Raw genomic sequence first — 17,359 nt, forward strand, 5'->3', positions numbered from 1 at the left:
TAATCAAAAACAGCCTGCAGCGATTGCTGCAGGCTGTTTTCTTACTGATCATTAGCGCTTGTATTATTGGTGCTATTGGAATTATTTCCACTATCAGCACCATTTGTAGAATTGTTGTTTCCGCTATTATTTCCATTGCTCGAGTTAGTATCGTTTGTATTTCCGTCGGTATTGGTCGTTTCTTCATTTGAAGCTGAATCATCTGAATTGCTCGATTCATCATCCTCATTATCCGTAGGCGCATCATTTTCGTTTTCTTCGTTAGACGAGGCATCATTATTGTCTTCATCCGTTGAAGGTTCTGTTTCTGGCTTTTTCTTAGGTTTTGGCTCTGGTTTTTCTGACCAATCTCCACTCGTTACTTTAGCAGAAGCTCCTGATTCGTTACCAGCTACATCAACTGCTGTAACGTAATAAGCGTATGCACCAGAAGGGATGTTGAATGAGCTACCATCAGATGCTTTGATACTTCCTAGTTTGGTAAAGGAACTACTACCGTTTGAAGCTCGATAAATGCGATAACCAACAATATCGCTTTCACCGGATGCACTCCAATTTAGAGTTGATCCACTAATTGAAACGCCCCCAACAGCACCTGGTTTTTTTCCATTCTCTGAAGCAGTTTCACCTTCTGAAACAATATTAAGATTTTTAAATTCGGATGGTAAAAGTGATGCAAGATCGACTCCCGAGAAGTAATCTTCTTTAATCATTACGCCGCTAGACACAAATTCTGCTGGAGTAGAACTAAGTGCCTGATAGGTTTTACCGTTGATTACAACATAACGTCCTTCAGTCAGGCTGTCATCAACTTCTGTCGGTACGTACTTTGCATTAAAGAGGTCCGTTTGGACAAGGCCAGCCTTCTGACAAAGGTCAGATGCAAGCTTTCCTGAAATGCCACAGAATGAACGCTGCACAATACCAGTTGGCATGTTAAATGATTCTTCTGGGTCCATTATTTCGGGTTTTTTATCATAAGCAGCATTAGCAAATAATGCCCATAAGTTTTTGTTTCTGTTGGCATATTGACTATCCATACTGATTTGTTTATCGTATCCAGTCCATACACCTAGTGAAACATTAGGATTAACTGCTACAAACCATGAATCATAATAGTTCTGACCTGTTCCAGTTTTTCCTGCCCAATCAGAAGAGAATTTTAATTTGTTTGGAATGTCTTGGGCGGTCCCTTGATTAACGACGTCTCGCATCATATCAATCGTTAGGTAAGCGGTTTGTGGACTGAATACGTCAACGGGCTTTGTTTTTTGTTCAAAAATCGTATTTCCGTCACGGTCAACTATTTTATCAATTAAGTAAGCATCGACAAATTTTCCGCCATTAGCAAATGTACCAAAAGCATTCGTATTTTCTTCTACACTTACGCCACGTTGAAGGGCGCCAATTGCCATTGATGGATTGGTTCGGTCATCAAGTGTCATTGTACTAAAGCCCATCTTTACTAAATAATCTGTTGCCTCTACCGGGTTCATCTTATTATAAACTCGAACCGCTGGAACGTTATAAGATCTTTCTAACGCTTTACGTGCCGTCACAAGCCCATGATAGTTTGATGAATAGTTACCTGGATTGTAGCCCTCTTTAATTGGTAAGTCTGGGACAATATAGCCAGGCTGAACCTTTCCAATCTCCATAGCAGGTGCATAGTCAAGCAAGGGTTTCATTGTAGAACCATTAGAGCGATAAGCATCTGTCGCATGGTTCAGTTCTTCTTCAGCAAAGTCTCTTCCGCCAACAAAGGAAAGAATTTTTCCTGTTTTATTTTCGATTAAGATACTACCTACTTGCATTGGAAACTCTTTATTTTCAAGTTCCCCTGTCTCGGAATTTTGCACAGAAATTGTTTTAGAACTTTGGAAGTAACTTCCGTTTTCTAAGACTTTATCCCGAGCAGTATTCATAGATTCATAAATATCTTTGTCAATTGTTGTGTAAATTTTGTATCCATTTTTTCGAAGTTCTTTCTCTGCATTGCTCATAAATTCGAGAAATACATCAGAGTTTTCTTGAACTTCTTCCCATTTCAAATCCATTTTCTTAGCTATTTCTGTTGCAGATCTTCCAGTAACGTTAGCGTCATAAGTTATTTGGTTGTAATAGTCAACACTCTTCGCAAGCTTCTCTCCATCATATCCTTCTTCATCAGCAATCTGCTGAGCAAGAACGCGTTTCGCACGATCTTCAATTTCAAAGGTAAGATATGGATACTTTTCAACTGGTGAAGGTGAAGAGTCCGCCAGGTTTTTTTCAATATCATATTCTAGCGCCTTGTTGTACTCATCTTCGGTAATCGTTTCTTCTTGATACATGCGGTATAACACGAATTCCATCCGTTCAATTCCGGCTGAAAGATCTTCTTTTACCTCACCCGAATTTGTAAATGGGGTGTATGTATAAGGGTTTTTGGGAATACCTGCAATAAAGGCAGCTTGTGGCAAGTTTAAATCACTTGCATTGACGCCAAATATGCCCTGTGACGCGGCTTGAACCCCAGCAATATTATTACCCGATGCGTTTCGTCCATAAGGAACAATGTTAAGATACGCTTCAAGAATTTCATCTTTATTAAAAAAGTTTTCTAGTCGAAGCGCGAGCAACATTTCTTTTGCTTTTCGTTCAAATGAAACTTCTCTTGTTAAGATTTGATTTTTTACGAGCTGCTGGGTCAGTGTACTCCCACCACTGCGATCATCTGAATTCGTGACTTCTTGAAGTACGGCTCGTCCAATTGCTTTTGGAACAATACCGTCATGATCATAAAAATATTCATCTTCTGTGGAAATGACCGCCTTCTGTAGAAGAGGAGAAACGTCTTTTAACTCAACTTCTTTTCGCTCAATATCTGAGCGGAAGTTTCCAAGAAGTACGTCTCCAGCAAAATAGACTTCACTGGTTTCTTCGTAGTTATAAACGTCATTCTTCATCTCATCGTAAGAGCGAATCGGTTCATCTTTTACAAGCGATGCAAAATACCCCGCACCAACACCACCGGCGAAAAAGGCGCCCATTAGACCAAGCACTATAAAGATAAGAAAAAGATTCCAAACGACTTTATAGGCGATTCTGGAGCCGGTTAAAATGTTGTATTCTTGTAATCTATCAATGAACGCGTTCCACTTCTGCCTGATAGTAGAAAAAAGCTCTCGCATTCCTATACCCCCTCAAATTAATCCTATTTATTATAGCATATGTCGTCGAGATTTGTATAAACTGGTAGGAAGTTCAGTTAGCTTAGAATTGACATGGTTTTTGGTTTGTGATATTAATTTAAATAGCGTTTTTTAATGAACGACATGCCGTGATTGGATGAAGTAGCTTTTTTCTCCCTTTTTCAGAGAGCTGGTGGTCGGTGAGAACCAGTATAAAGGAAAATGCGAATTACCTCCATGAGCATCTAATGGGAAAGACAATGTCTGCGTAGCATTAGACGGTTCAGGCCGTTATCCTGACTGAGTGGAAGAAACCTGTTTTCTTCAACAAGGGTGGTACCGCGATCAAACTCGTCCCTTTTTAGGGATGGGTTTTTTTGTGTTTTAATAACTGTATTAAACGGAAATACTACACGATTAACAAAGGGAGTCGATGACATGCACATTTTAGATGAATTAGAAGCAAGGGGTCTATTGAACCAGGTAACAGATCGAGAAGGATTAGAAAAAGAGCTTAATGAAAATCGAATTGCTCTTTATTCAGGTTTTGATCCAACAGCGGATAGTCTTCATATTGGTCATCTTTTGCCAGTACTGGCACTTCGTAGATTTCAACTTGCTGGTCATACGCCGATTGCACTTGTTGGTGGGGCAACGGGCCTTATTGGTGATCCTAGTGGCCGCTCGAATGAACGTACTTTAAATTCCGAGGATATCGTAAAGGAATGGACAAACAAATTACAGGGGCAGCTTGCACGTTTTTTAGATTTCGAAACAGAAGCGAATGCTGCCAAAGCTGTAAACAACTATGACTGGATCGGCGAATTGAACGTTATCCCATTTCTTCGCGATGTAGGTAAGAACTTTGGTCTAAACTACATGCTTGCAAAAGATTCAGTAACGTCACGACTTGAAGCCGGGATTTCATTTACTGAGTTTACGTACATGATTCTACAATCGTATGACTTCCTTCAACTGTATCGGAAAGAGAATTGTCGCCTGCAAATTGGAGGCAGTGATCAGTGGGGAAATATTACAGCTGGTCTTGAATTGATTCGTAAAGAAGAAGGAAGTGAAGAATCTTCGAAAGCTTTTGGTGCAACCTTCCCGCTTGTGACGAAAAGTGATGGATCAAAATTTGGTAAATCTGAAGGTGGCGCGATCTGGTTAGATGCTGATAAAACTTCTCCATATGAGTTCTATCAATTTTGGATTAATACAGATGACCGCGATGTAGTGAAGTTTCTTTATTACTTTACGTTCTTAAGCATTGACGAAATTAAAGAGATTGAAAAGAAGCATTTAGAAGCACCAGAAAAAAGAGAAGCGCATCGTACGCTAGCTGAAAACGTAACGAAGCTTGTGCATGGAGAAGATAAGCTTCAACAGGCAATTAATATTTCGGAAGCTCTTTTCAGTGGAGATATTAAGCAATTAACAGCAGATGAAATCCGTTTAGGCTTTAAAGACGTTCCTTCATATCATGTAGAAGATCGTGAAAAGGGGCTTATTGATTTATTAGTCGAAGCAGGAATTTCATCTTCTAAGCGTCAGGCAAGAGAAGACGTGAAGAATGGCGCTGTTTATATTAATGGTGAACGCTGTCAGGAAATGGACAAAGTGATTTCAGAAAACGATCAAATAGAAAATCAGTACGTGATTATTCGAAGAGGGAAAAAGAAATATTTCCTTCTTACTTATTAATCTGTAAAGAGAAGACGCTCAAAGTTTGAGCGTCTTTTTGTTATCTTTAATTGATCAGTTGACATAAGAAAAACCCCGGAATAAATTCCGGGGTTTTTTGAAACAGCTTAACGAGAGTAGTACTCAACGATAAGAGCTTCAGTGATTTCAGCAGGAAGTTCAGAACGCTCAGGAAGACGAGAGAACGTACCTTCAAGCTTGTCTGCATCGAAAGTAAGGTATTCTGGAACGAAGTTGTTTACTTCGATTGCTTCTTTGATGATGTCAAGGTTGTTTGACTTCTCACGAACGCTGATCACTTGACCAGTCGCTACGCGATAAGAAGGGATATCAACGCGTTTGCCATCGACAGTGATGTGGCCATGGTTAACTAGCTGACGAGCCTGACGGCGAGTACGAGCTAGACCCAAACGATAAACAAGGTTGTCAAGACGAGCTTCAAGAAGAATCATGAAGTTCTCACCGTGAACACCTTTCATTTTACCAGCATCATCGAAAAGACGACGGAATTGACGCTCAGTCATGCCGTACATGTGACGAAGCTTTTGCTTCTCTTGAAGCTGAAGTCCATATTCAGAAAGCTTTCTACGCTGGTTAGGTCCGTGTTGACCTGGAGCGTAAGGACGCTTTTCCAATTCTTTACCTGTTCCACTTAGAGAAATACCAAGACGACGAGAAATTTTCCAACTTGGTCCTGTATAACGAGCCATAATTAGCTCCTCCTTTATACCATTATTATTGGTATAAAATAAAAACAGTGTCGTGATTCCGGTTTGCGCACATTGTGTTTTCACACGCCTTCACCTCGACAGCCGGAGGGTACGCGGCGTACCTATTAAAAGGAACACAATGAAATCGCAGCCCGTCACGCTGCTGCCCATTCTTATTTTACACAAATGCAATTGTAACTCTTTCAGTTAAAGATGTCAACTTTAGTAGAAATTAAATGAACATGAAGAACTGGCACGGACTGTAGTAATAATAAATACCTCTTCACCTTATAATTGAAAACGCTTACAATGAAAGTGTAATGTGCGATTTTATAACAGGGGGTTATGACTTTGAAAGGAAAGCATCGCTTTGAAACAAAAACAATACATGATGGATACGAATCAAAATCACATCACAATAGTCTGGCATCACCGATCTACCAAACATCCACTTTTACATTTGAAACAGCTGAAGCAGGTGAAAAAAGGTTTGCTGGTGAGGAGCCTGGATACATTTATTCTAGATTAGGTAATCCTACTGTTCGAATGTTGGAAGAGCGAATTGCTTCTCTTGAGAATGCGGAGGCAGGATTAGCTTTTGGTTCAGGCATGGCAGCTGTATCCGCGGTTCTTATGCATCTTGTGAAGTCAGGGGACCATATTCTTTGCTCTGAAGGTGTGTATGGCTGTACATTTGGCTTACTTAAAATGATAGAAGAAAAGTTTGGGATCGAGCATGACTTGCTTCCGCTCGATTCAATGGAACAAATCCAACAGGCAATCCGTTCGAATACGAAAGTGATTTATATAGAGACACCCATTAATCCAACACTCAAATTAATTGACTTAGAAATGATTTCTTCTGTTGCAAAGGAGAAAGGAATTAAGGTAGTGGTAGATAACACATTTTCAACACCCTATTTACAACGGCCATTGGAATTTGGATGTGATATTGTTTTACACAGTGCTACCAAATACATTGGAGGCCATGGTGATGTAGTAGCAGGACTTGTCGTGAGTGATCAAGGGACGATTACTTCAATTGCAAAGAGTACGCAAAAAGATATCGGAGGCATTCTTTCTCCTTTTGATGCATGGTTGCTTCTTCGAGGATTAAAGACTCTCCCTATCCGGATGGATCGTCACTGCGCGAATGCTAGAAGCGTAGTCGAAAAGTTGAATGAACATTCGGCAGTAACTAACGTGATGTATCCAGGGCAAGAAGAATCACCTTCTTTTTTGATTGCACAAAAGCAGATGAAAAGCCCGGGTGGATTAATAAGCTTTGAAATAAATGGTGGTAAACAGGAAGCGCAAAATTTTATGAATCACCTAAGAATGATTAAAATTGCGGTTAGTCTTGGTGATGCAGAAACGTTAATTCAGCATCCGGCCACAATGACACACGCAGTTGTTCCTGAAGAAGAGAGGAAAAGAATGGGAATTAGTGAATCGCTCATTCGTCTTTCGATTGGACTTGAAGCATGGGAAGACATTTGGGAGGATATCGAGCAAGCGCTTGAAAGATAAAAACAAACGTCCGTTGGAATATTCCTCAACGGACGTTTGTTAATTTGGAGGTTTTTGTAAATGGATATAAACTTCCTTTTAGAGGTAATCTTGCAATGCTACAGTGAATTTTTCTAAATACTCTTGATCTACTTCATCAAAGCGCCCCACTTTAGGGCTGTCGATATCAAGAACTCCAAGAAGGGTATCATTAGAAAACATAGGTACAACTATTTCGGATTGAGATGCGGCATCACAGGCGATATGTCCAGGGAACTCATGAACATTTTCAATTCTCATGGTTTTGCCTTCTTTGGAGGCTGTACCGCATACGCCTTTTCCATTTTGAATTCTGACACAAGCAGGTAGTCCCTGGAACGGGCCTAAAACAAGTTGATCGGATTCTTTTTCATATAAATAAAAACCAACCCAGTTCACATCTGATAAAAACTGATTTAGTAAAGCAGAAGCATTTGCAAGATTAGCAAGCTGGTTCGTTTCGCCATCAAGCAACGCTCTTAATTGTTTAATTACCATTTGATAGTCTTTTTCTCTCTTCCCTGAATAGGATTCGACTTCAAACATGTCAAAACACCTCTTCCTTAACTCGAAATTATGAATATCATATCAAATTTTGCTGATTAATACACATATTTTGTCGTACGATAATTAAAGGGATAGACGGAGTATTAACGAATCAATTAGTTATGATCGAACTCTTTGGAGGTGGTTCCTAATGAAACAGGATCGAGATACAGCATCGAAGCGAAGTGTCATCCAGGCCGCCATTCAACTCTTTAATACGAAAGGATTTCACGGTACTTCAGTTCGTGATATTGCGAGTAAAGCTGATGTGAACGTTGCATTGATCTCTTATTATTTTAATGGAAAAAAGGGATTAGCAGAGTTTTTGATGACTTCTTTTCTAGAGGGGTACGTAAGTGAGATCGAAATGGCTTATCAACAACTTGAGGGGCGTTCGGCGAAGTCCTGTTTAATTGAAGCAATTCACCGCGTGATGGAATATCAATACTTGAATAGACAATTAGCTCGATTTGTACACCGAGAAATTACTTTCGATTCTGTTCTTGTTCGTGAAATCATGACCACTTATCTTTCGAAAGAAAAGTATTATTTCACGAGGATTTTTGAAGTGGGTTTTGCAAGAAAGGAATTTCGACCTCAACCAATTGATTACCTTGTGATGCAAATGAAAGGGATGCTTTCGATGCCTTTTTTACATCCTCAATATATTCTTGAAGTGCATCACATTCAACCAAATGAACGTTATTTTATTGAAAAATATAACAAACAGTTAAATGAATGGATTCAATTAACTGTTTGTAAGGACAAGAAGTGGGACGAGCGCCCGCTTGTTATGAATGGTTGAATATATTTGGCTTTTGGAGCAAATGAGTGATCAGCCGATCTGCTCCCTGACCAATCCCTTTTGCACTATGGGCATCAGAGCCATAGACGAGAGGGATTTCTCGTTTTAACGCTTCTTGAACGACTTGATCGCTTGGATAAGGTTCGCCGCAAAGTGGCTTTACTGTTCCGGCACCATTATAGTCTAGGGAATAGCCCATCTCCTTAATCGCATCAAGGATACTTGTGATTTCTGTATTAAATTCATTTTTAAATGGATATTTTTTTTGGAATTTATTGACGAGAGTGATATGACCCATTCGTGTAGGTTTGAAATTTCCTAAATTTGAGTAAACGGACTTTAATACAGTTTCATAATATTTTTTATGAACCGTCTCAATCGATCCCAGCGAGTGAACCAAGTCATTAAAGGTTTCAGGACTATAGTCAACACAGGTATATTCATCGCCTTGTTTAATAAAGTGGACAGAAAGAATAGCATCATCTAAATATGGGCCAATCGAATCGAGTAATTGTTTTGTATCTTCCTCATACCCTTCAACATAATCGACTTCAAGTCCGCTATTAATTTCAATTAAGCCCCTATACTTTTCCTTCAGTTGTTGAATGGAATTAAAATAGCTATGGACAACTTCCCATTCCATTCCGCTGTCCTTATTTGGGACTGGATCAATGAATCTTTTTGGTAGAGGAGCGTGTTCTGTAAAGGTCATTCCTTTATAACCTGCTTGAAGTGCTGCTTCTACATACTCTTCTAATTGGTCGGTGGAACCATGTGGACAGAAAGGAGAGTGGATGTGACCATCATATGAAATACTCATTCTAAAGCACCTTCTTTCAAAAAATGAAAAAGTTTATAATATAATCAAGGATTTTAGATGTCGAATATTGAATTTATTTAGTCAAAGAGGTAATTACATGGTATCATAAAAACATTAATGAATTTCCTACATATTTGTTTACAAACGATCTATATCTGATGATTTAGACTGCTTAATGAGCATGCATACATAAATTGATGATGTGGAAGAAGGGGTGCTTCCGTTGGAGTATATTGTCATTGCGATTATTTTACTAATTGCCGTCATATTATATGGCACTTTTGCTAGAAGGAAAATATACAATGAAATCGATCGACTAGAAGAATGGAAGATTGATATTTTGAATAGACCTGTAACTGATGAGATCTCGAAAGTGAAGGGATTAACGATGTCAGGTCAAACGGAAGAGAAATTTGAAAAGTGGCGGGAAGAGTGGGACGAAATCGTTGCAGTTAAACTTCCTAATCTAGAAGAACAGCTTATGGATACAGAAGAAGCTGCTGAGAAATATCGTTTTCGTAAAGCAAAAGCTACACTCGTTGAAACTCATGAACGGTTAGAGCAAATCGAGAAGCGAATTGAATTGATGTTGGAAGATATTAATGAATTAGTTTCAAGCGAAGAACAAAACCGAACGGATATCATCTCGGTACAAGAATTATTTAGAGAAGCAAAACAGCGTCTTCTGTCGCAGAATCGTTCTCTTGGAAAAGCTTTTCCAACCCTTGATACAGAGCTTGAAGAGCTGAAACAGAACCTTAAACATTATGAACAGTTGACAGAAGAAGGAAACTATCTTGAGGCAAGAAGCGTGTTAATCGACATTCAAGAGCGATTAACGGCCGTTCAGGATAAAATCGCTATAACGCCAGAATTGATTGCCCTAGTTCATACGCAAATACCTTCTCAATTAAAGGAACTTGAAGATGGAACTGCTGCAATGGCATCTGAAGGGTATGTTCTTGATCACTTAGAAATTCAGGATCATATTGATCAGGTAGAGTCAGATCTAATTCGGTGGGAATCATCGATTGAGAAAACTGAAGTCGAAAACATGAAATCAGAAATCGATACAGTACGAAGAAGCATTGAAGGTCTTTATGACCAATTAGAATCTGAGGTTGATGCAAGGCATCTTGTTACTGAGAAGGTAGAAGAATTAGAGCATGAGTTGTTCAAAACCAATTCACACCTTCAAGATTTACAGGAAGAAACGAATGTGGTTCAACTAAGCTATCGGTTAGAGGAACAAGAACTAAATATGGTAAAAGATATTGAAATGAAAATTTCAGATATGCATATTCGATTTAATGCCGTTCAGGAAGCGGTGGAAGGCAATCAGCAGGCATATACGACACTAGCTGAAACAGTGCTCTCCCTGAAACAAGATCTTGCAACGATCGATCACGAAATGCAAATTCAGAAAGAAAACTTGCATATGCTTAGGCGAGATGAATTGAAAGCACTTGAGACGATCAAAGACTTGAAGCGGAAGTTAATTGAGTCGAGAAGGATGATGAAATTAAGTAATTTACCAGGCATTCCTGAATCCTATCTCGATGGTTATGAATTAGCAGAGGATATCATTATTGAATTAAGCGAACGTCTTTCAGATGTCCCGCTTGATATTTATCAAATTAACGAAGTGCTAAGCGACGCAGAACGTGCAGTTGAACATAGCACAGAAATTACGAAGAAGCTTGTGGAAGACGCTGTTTTAACGGAACGATTAATCCAGTTTGGAAATCGTTATCGTGGAAAATATCGAAGTGTGGATGAATTGCTCCAAAAAGCAGAAGATCACTTTAGGAAATATGAATATGATGATGCACTTTCCACTGCGGAAGCAGCCATTGAAAAAGTAGACCCACAGGTACTTCAATCTCTCAAAGAAGATGTAAGAGAACCTGTGAAATCTTAGCTCTCCTTTCGAGGAGAGCTTTTTTTTAGCTTCACTTATATAAATAACAACGAAAAAACGCAGGCAACTTTGCCTGCGTTTTTGAATTACGATTTTCTGCTACCTGTTTTAGAGAGTAGAAGTCCAATTCCAGCTCCCACAAGAGCTGGAATAATCCACCCAACGCCTTCACTATAAAGAGGTAACGATGCCATCATTCCCATACCTGGTAGAACAATCCCCGCTCCTTCTAGAGCATTTGGGACACTTATGAAGATTGTTAAGATTATTGCTCCCCTATACACATAGTGGTGAAGAGGAAGGACATTATTAATAAATGTGAGGAAAATTAAGACAATGGCGATCGGATAAATGGCGATCAGAACAGGCAAAGTAAATGTAATTAGCTGTGTGAGACCGAGATTAGCGACCAATGTACTAAATAGAGTAACGATTAAAATGACTGTTTTATAAGAAAGTTTTGAATACGTTTTAGAAAAATATTCTCCGCACGCTGTTACGAGACCAACTGATGTTGTTAAACAGGCGAAGGTAATTGCCGCGCCGAGTAAAAGGGTTCCGAATGTACCAAATAGGTAGCTTGCAATGCTGGATAAAATTTCTCCTCCATTATTCGCAGAGCCGACAAGGGATGTACTTGTTGCACCGATGTACGCCAATGAAAGATAAATCGCTGTTAATCCAATTGCTGCCAAAATGCCAGCTTTAAGAACAGCAATTGAAACGGTTTTACGATCAGAGATTCCTTTTGCGTTAACTGCTTGTATGACGACAATCCCGAATACAAGAGCTGCAATTGCGTCCATCGTAAGATATCCTTCAATAAAACCTTTAAAGAAAACGCCGCTTTCATAGTTGGGTGAAGGCGTTGATAAAGGCCCAGGAGGATTAATAAATGCTCCGATAATTAAACTACCTAGTACTAAAATCAACAGTGGAGTAAGTATTTTTCCAACGCGGTCTACTAATCGAGTAGGGTTTAATGACAACCAGAATGTTAATCCAAAAAAGATAAGCGTATAGAGAAACAACGGCAGGCCATTTACATTTGTTGATTCATTTAGAAATGGAACAATCCCAATTTCGAAAGCAACCGTTCCAGTACGTGGTATGCCAAAGAATGGGCCGATTGCCAGATAGAGAACCGCCGTAAATATAAGTCCAAAAAGTGGGTGGACTTTAGAAGCGATATCTCTCAAGCTTCCTCCTGTTAATCCAATTGCTGTTACGCCAAGAAGAGGGAGTCCTACGCCTGTAATAAGAAATCCAGCTGTCGCCGTCCAAACGTTTTCACCTGCAGAGTGTCCAAGCGCTGGAGGGAAGATCATATTTCCCGCTCCCAAGAAAAGCGCAAATAGCATTAATCCAATTGTGAATATGTCCTTATTAGATAATTTTAGTTTCATAATGGCCTCCTGAATCAACTGTTTAACATGTCCTAATTTTCGGACTTCATATTAACACAATTAGGCGGTGAATCATAACGTTTCTATGAATGATTAATTATTCTGACTATTTATCTCCTTTTAATATAGGGGATAACAATGTTTTGGTAATATCCCCCATGGCAGAACGCCTTGCAAATAAACGAATTCTCTCTCCTTAAGTTGGAATAATTGATTTGGTAATTGCTATAACCTATGGTAGGATTATTAGTTGGAAATAAAAGATGACTGAAGGTGTCATAATATGATTTATTTGGATAATAGTGCTACTACGAAACCTTATGAAGAAGCACTTGTTGCTTTTCGCACAGCTTCTGAAAAGTTCTTTGCAAATCCTTCTTCTCTTCATCGAAAAGGGGGGGAGGCGGAAAGACTTCTTCGTCAAGCAAGGTCAAGCATTGCAGATTTGTTGCATGTTAAAATAAATGAAATCATCTTTACATCGGGTGGAACTGAAAGTAATAACCTCGCAATTAAAGGGACAGCGTTACAGTATTTGAATCAGGGGAAACATCTGATCACTAGCAGTATTGAGCACGCGTCTACCTTAGAGGCATTTCGACAACTGGAATCACTTGGGTTTAAAGTAACTTACCTAGCTGTTGATCAAGAGGGGAAGATTTCTTTAGACGAGCTAGAAGCTGCACTTACTTCCGATACGATTCTTGTTTCGATTATGCATGTGAATAATGAGTTAGGATCGATTCAACCGATTAAAGAGATCGGACAGGTAATAAAGCAGAAATCACGTGCGCTTTTTCACATTGATGATGTCCAAGGTATTGGAAAAATTCCGCTCGATTTCGATGGCGTTAATGCTGACTTAGTTTCATACTCAGCCCATAAGTTTCACGGGTTAAAAGGCAATGGTTTACTCATTAAGCGAGAGAAACTTGTCTTATTTCCACTCCTCTCAGGTGGAGGGCAGGAACAGGAGATTCGTTCAGGAACGGAAAATGGTCCAGGTATTGTTGCAATGGCAAAGGCGCTTCGCTTGTATTTAAATAAAGCAAAAGTTCATAAAGACACACTAGAAATGCTAAGAAGGGAATTGTTTGAAGATCTATCAAAAGTAGATGGAGTCGAGTTAAATAGTACTCTCTTTGGTGCACCGCATATCGTGAATTTTTCCGTCCCCGGTGTTAAACCAGAAGTACTCATTCATACCCTCGAGGAAAAAGATATTTATGTTTCGACACGTTCAGCGTGTTCATCAAAAACCGCCGAAGCAAGCCATGTCTTAACAGCGGCTGGTCTATCCGAAATACGAGCAAAATCTGCCATTCGAATTAGTCTTTCATTTGAAACGACAAAAGATCAAATCGACCTGTTTCTTAAAGAATTGAAAACGGCAGTACCAAAACTAAAACAAATAATGAGGTAATCGCTATGTATGATCATATCATTCTTCGCTACGGTGAAATTTCTCTAAAAGGAAAAAACAGAAAAGGCTTTATTACATCTTTGAAAAAAAGAGTGAAGCAAGTATTGTCAGATTACCCGGCAATTGAAGTACATCAATCTTTTGATCGGATGATTGTAAAACTTAATGGTGAAGACCCAGAACCAATTCTAAAGAAACTTAAAACAATTTTTGGAATTCATTCTTTAAGTATTGCCATTAAAACAGAACACGACCTAAACTTAATTAAAGAAAAAGCATTACAGCTAGTAAAAGATCAAATGGGCAACGCGAGCATGACATTTAAGGTTACGGTTAGAAGACCTTTCAAACAGTTTCCACACCGTTCCCAGGATATGAACCGAGATATAGGTGGATATGTACTTAGTCACACAGAGAAATTGACTGTGGACGTCCACAATCCTGATATGGAATTGAAAGTAGAAGTGAAGCAGGACGGCACTTATCTAAGTTGCAACAATTCTGAAGGTGCAGGGGGTCTACCTACTGTGCAAGAGAATAAGGTCATGTTAATGTTATCCGGTGGTATTGATAGCCCTGTCGCAGGCTATCTTACAATGAAACGAGGCGTAAAAGTGGAGGCTGTACATTTTCATAGTCCCCCCTTTACGAGCGAACGTTCAAGACAGAAAGTGGAGGATCTTGTTAAAGTTCTTTCTCGCTATGGTGGCGACATTCGACTTCATGTTGTGCCATTTACCAATACCCAAAAAGCCATTCAAAAAGAAATGCCAGATAACTACAGTATGACGATTATGAGAAGAATGATGATGCGGATTACTGAAAAGCTTGCTGAAAATAATAATGCTCTTGCTATTGCAACAGGAGAAAGCCTCGGACAGGTTGCGAGTCAAACAATTCAGAGTATGAATACCATTAATGAAGTAACGAACTATCCTGTTTTAAGACCTCTTATTTCAATGGATAAAATTGAAATCATGAAAATTTCAAGAGCGATTGATTTGTATGATATCTCCATTCGTCCATATGAAGATTGTTGTACGGTATTTTTACCTGAAGCGCCAAAAACAAAACCTAAACGTGAGCACGCTAATAAATTTGAACAATACTTACCGGTAGATGAACTTGTCGAGGAAGCGGTAAATGGAGTAGAAACAATCATCATTAAAGAAAAAGACGATTCCTTTAGTGAGTTGCTGTAGACTTCCAGCATTTGACCACACTGCCATAAGTTAATGTGGATAACACCCACTTGTCTATCACATGATATTGGCAAGGAGGTGAATAACTCATGGCAAATAACAGCTCAAACAAACTTGTGGTACCTGGTGTACAGCAAGCTTTAGATCAAATGAAATATGAAATTGCATCTGAATTTGGCGTGAATCTTGGTCCTGATTCAACTTCACGTTCAAATGGTTCTGTTGGTGGCGAGATCACAAAGCGTCTTGTACAGCAGTCTGAACAGCAGTTTGGAGGATACTCCAAATAATTGAATAAATTGGCTCGGAGGAAGATGCACCTGCATCTTCCTCTTTTTCGGTTTGTTCATTCTTGGTGAAGTCATAGCGAGTTGTCAATTCCGTTTCATATGAATGGATTCAAAACTTTCGTACTTTTGTGTATAATATAACTATTACATAATAGAGGAGGCATACTATGCAAGACTTAATTGCACCAGAATATTATAATTTAACAAGTGAAATGGAGCGCTTCGTTTCTAACGAAGACAAGGTTGCTTTAAAATGGCGAAGCGATCAAGGTCATGAGCAGGAAATCACATACAAGCGTTTATTTGAAAAGGCGAACCGCATGGCTGGCGCTTTAACAAGTGAAGGGTTAGCACCACAAGATCGCGTTCTCATTATGATGCCTAGACTAATTGATACATACGCTGTCTACATTGCCTGTCTAAAAGCTGGTCTTGTTGTTATTCCCTCCTCGGAGATGTTGCGAAAGAAGGATTTAGTCTATCGAATCAATCATTCAGAAGCGAAGGCAGTTATCTGTGAATCACAGTTGACTGAAGCATTTGCAGGTGTAGAAGCCGAAGCCCCCTCATTAAAATATAAGTTTAGTGTAGGAGAGAAGGCGGAAGGATGGATTTCCTTACTTCAGAAATCCGAAAATGAAAGCGCTTCTTTTGAAGGTGTGAAAACATTACGTGATGATATGGCATTTCTTTCCTATACCTCAGGTACAACCGGCAATCCTAAAGGAGTGGTTCATAGTCATGGATGGGCCTATGCTCACCTAAGAACTTCTTCTTCGTCCTGGCTTGATATTCAGGAAGGGGATCATGTATGGGCAACCGCCGGACCTGGCTGGCAAAAGTGGATATGGAGCCCATTTGTTGCTACTTTAGGTAGTGGAGCTACTGGGTTCTTATACAGTGGTAAGTTTGATCCTGAAGCGTATTTAGGTTTTCTTTCTAAATATGACATTAATGTTCTATGTTGTACCCCAACAGAATACCGATTAATGGCCAAAGTAGATGGTTTGGAACGCTTTAAGCTACCTGCGCTCCGAAGTGCAGTGTCAGCCGGAGAGCCACTTAACCGGGAAGTGATTGATACGTTCAGAAAGCATTTCCAAATCGATGTAAGAGACGGCTACGGTCAAACGGAAAATACGTTGCTTGTTGGCATTCTAAAAGGGATGAAAGTGAAACCAGGGTCGATGGGGAAACCAACGCCAGGAAACCAGGTAGAAATTATCAATGAAGAGGGACAACCTGTTCAAGTTGGGGAAGTTGGAGATATTGCCGTGCATAAAGATGTGCCAGCTCTCTTCAAAAAGTACTATCAAGATCAAGAGCGCACACAGATGGCATATAGAGGAGATTATTATTTAACAGGGGATAAGGCATCTAAAGATGAAGATGGTTATTTCTGGTTTGAGGGCAGAGGTGATGACATTATCATTAGTTCCGGCTATACGATTGGACCTTTTGAAGTAGAAGATGCTCTCGTGAAACATCCAGTCGTTCAAGAATGCGCTGTTGTAGCAAGTCCAGATGAAGTAAGAGGAAATATCGTCAAAGCTTACGTTGTATTAAAAGATGCCAGTCAGGCAGGAGATGCGCTAACTCGAGAGCTTCAAGATCATGTAAAAGCGTTGACGGCTCCATATAAATACCCTCGTAAAATTGAATTTATCGAAGAACTTCCTAAGACAACGTCTGGAAAGATAAGAAGAATTGAACTTCGCCAAAAAGAAACGCAGGGTGCGTCATAAGAAAGAGTATTGAATAAGATCTTTTAGATAAGAGAAGAAGAGGACCGGTTATCGGTCCTCTTCTTC

Annotated in this window: 13 protein-coding genes and 1 other annotated feature; of the genes, 8 read left to right on the top strand and 5 right to left on the bottom strand. The window is 39.5% G+C overall.

The features are described 5' to 3' along the window. Window positions 1-41 precede the first annotated feature (41 nt). Window positions 42-3,173 (bottom strand): transglycosylase domain-containing protein, encoded by a 3,132-nt coding sequence (locus tag LC090_RS06055; RefSeq protein ID WP_226656253.1) that lies wholly within the window; start codon window positions 3,171-3,173, stop codon window positions 42-44. Window positions 3,174-3,313: 140 nt separating this feature from the next. Beyond that, window positions 3,314-3,535, top strand: a binding site (T-box leader). Window positions 3,536-3,611: 76 nt separating this feature from the next. On the opposite strand from LC090_RS06055, the gene tyrS reads away from it, so the two are divergent. Then, entirely contained in the window at window positions 3,612-4,877 is a 1,266-nt protein-coding gene (gene tyrS, locus LC090_RS06060; protein ID WP_226656255.1) for a tyrosine--tRNA ligase, read from the top strand. 107 nt (window positions 4,878-4,984) lie between these two features. Here the strand turns inward: tyrS and rpsD are convergent, their stop codons facing one another. Beyond that, a complete protein-coding gene (rpsD, locus tag LC090_RS06065) occupies window positions 4,985-5,587 on the bottom strand; it encodes a 30S ribosomal protein S4 (protein WP_136948553.1) in 603 nt (200 codons plus the stop codon). Window positions 5,588-5,932: 345 nt separating this feature from the next. On the opposite strand from rpsD, the gene megL reads away from it, so the two are divergent. Continuing rightward, window positions 5,933-7,117, top strand: coding sequence for a methionine gamma-lyase (gene megL, locus LC090_RS06070; RefSeq protein ID WP_226656259.1), 1,185 nt, complete (start codon window positions 5,933-5,935; stop codon window positions 7,115-7,117). Between the two features lie 78 nt (window positions 7,118-7,195). On the opposite strand, the gene LC090_RS06075 is transcribed toward megL, so the two are convergent. Then, window positions 7,196-7,681 (bottom strand): GAF domain-containing protein, encoded by a 486-nt coding sequence (locus LC090_RS06075; RefSeq protein ID WP_226656261.1) that lies wholly within the window; start codon window positions 7,679-7,681, stop codon window positions 7,196-7,198. A gap of 151 nt (window positions 7,682-7,832) precedes the next feature. Between LC090_RS06075 and refZ the strand changes: the two genes are divergently transcribed. Then, window positions 7,833-8,486: a forespore capture DNA-binding protein RefZ gene (gene refZ, locus LC090_RS06080; RefSeq protein WP_226656263.1), complete on the top strand. Its 654-nt coding sequence runs from the start codon at window positions 7,833-7,835 to the stop codon at window positions 8,484-8,486. Here refZ and hisJ read toward each other — a convergent pair. After that, window positions 8,473-9,306 carry a histidinol-phosphatase HisJ gene (hisJ, locus tag LC090_RS06085; protein ID WP_226656265.1) on the bottom strand — a complete coding sequence of 278 codons (834 nt, stop codon included), beginning with the start codon at window positions 9,304-9,306 and terminating at the stop codon, window positions 8,473-8,475. The genes refZ and hisJ overlap by 14 nt on opposite strands. Before the next feature lie 223 nt (window positions 9,307-9,529). Here hisJ and ezrA point away from each other — a divergent pair, with 223 nt between their 5' ends. After that, window positions 9,530-11,227 carry a septation ring formation regulator EzrA gene (gene ezrA / locus LC090_RS06090; protein WP_226656267.1) on the top strand — a complete coding sequence of 566 codons (1,698 nt, stop codon included), beginning with the start codon at window positions 9,530-9,532 and terminating at the stop codon, window positions 11,225-11,227. An 86-nt stretch (window positions 11,228-11,313) separates the two neighbouring features. On the opposite strand, the gene brnQ is transcribed toward ezrA, so the two are convergent. Beyond that, a complete protein-coding gene (gene brnQ / locus LC090_RS06095; protein WP_226656269.1) occupies window positions 11,314-12,633 on the bottom strand; it encodes a branched-chain amino acid transport system II carrier protein in 1,320 nt (439 codons plus the stop codon). A 283-nt stretch (window positions 12,634-12,916) separates the two neighbouring features. Here brnQ and LC090_RS06100 point away from each other — a divergent pair, with 283 nt between their 5' ends. The 4 genes from LC090_RS06100 (at window position 12,917) to mbcS (ending at window position 17,293) form a co-directional block, all read left to right on the top strand. Further along, window positions 12,917-14,056 carry a cysteine desulfurase family protein gene (locus LC090_RS06100; RefSeq protein ID WP_226656271.1) on the top strand — a complete coding sequence of 380 codons (1,140 nt, stop codon included), beginning with the start codon at window positions 12,917-12,919 and terminating at the stop codon, window positions 14,054-14,056. Beyond that, window positions 14,056-15,258 carry a tRNA uracil 4-sulfurtransferase ThiI gene (thiI, locus tag LC090_RS06105; RefSeq protein ID WP_369522730.1) on the top strand — a complete coding sequence of 401 codons (1,203 nt, stop codon included), beginning with the start codon at window positions 14,056-14,058 and terminating at the stop codon, window positions 15,256-15,258. Before LC090_RS06100 ends, thiI begins: the two co-directional genes overlap by 1 nt. 89 nt (window positions 15,259-15,347) lie before the next feature. After that, entirely contained in the window at window positions 15,348-15,548 is a 201-nt protein-coding gene (locus LC090_RS06110) for an alpha/beta-type small acid-soluble spore protein (RefSeq protein ID WP_226656277.1), read from the top strand. A gap of 167 nt (window positions 15,549-15,715) precedes the next feature. Beyond that, window positions 15,716-17,293 carry an acyl-CoA synthetase MbcS gene (gene mbcS / locus LC090_RS06115; RefSeq protein WP_226656279.1) on the top strand — a complete coding sequence of 526 codons (1,578 nt, stop codon included), beginning with the start codon at window positions 15,716-15,718 and terminating at the stop codon, window positions 17,291-17,293. Window positions 17,294-17,359 lie beyond the last annotated feature (66 nt).

Origin of the sequence: Guptibacillus hwajinpoensis (assembly GCF_020524165.1) — a bacterium.
Lineage (GTDB): Bacteria > Bacillota > Bacilli > Bacillales > Guptibacillaceae > Guptibacillus > Guptibacillus hwajinpoensis_D.

Bases quoted from the DNA above. Each gene is read 5' to 3' on its own strand.
- tyrS (WP_226656255.1), top strand. From the start codon at position 3,612: ATGCACATTTTAGATGAATTAGAAGCAAGGGGTCTATTGAACCAGGTA.
- hisJ (WP_226656265.1), bottom strand. From the start codon at position 9,306: ATGAGTATTTCATATGATGGTCACATCCACTCTCCTTTCTGTCCACAT.
- LC090_RS06075 (WP_226656261.1), bottom strand. From the start codon at position 7,681: ATGTTTGAAGTCGAATCCTATTCAGGGAAGAGAGAAAAAGACTATCAA.
- rpsD (WP_136948553.1), bottom strand. From the start codon at position 5,587: ATGGCTCGTTATACAGGACCAAGTTGGAAAATTTCTCGTCGTCTTGGT.
- LC090_RS06100 (WP_226656271.1), top strand. From the start codon at position 12,917: ATGATTTATTTGGATAATAGTGCTACTACGAAACCTTATGAAGAAGCA.
- mbcS (WP_226656279.1), top strand. From the start codon at position 15,716: ATGCAAGACTTAATTGCACCAGAATATTATAATTTAACAAGTGAAATG.
- brnQ (WP_226656269.1), bottom strand. From the start codon at position 12,633: ATGAAACTAAAATTATCTAATAAGGACATATTCACAATTGGATTAATG.
- LC090_RS06055 (WP_226656253.1), bottom strand. From the start codon at position 3,173: ATGCGAGAGCTTTTTTCTACTATCAGGCAGAAGTGGAACGCGTTCATT.
- refZ (WP_226656263.1), top strand. From the start codon at position 7,833: ATGAAACAGGATCGAGATACAGCATCGAAGCGAAGTGTCATCCAGGCC.
- megL (WP_226656259.1), top strand. From the start codon at position 5,933: ATGACTTTGAAAGGAAAGCATCGCTTTGAAACAAAAACAATACATGAT.
- LC090_RS06110 (WP_226656277.1), top strand. From the start codon at position 15,348: ATGGCAAATAACAGCTCAAACAAACTTGTGGTACCTGGTGTACAGCAA.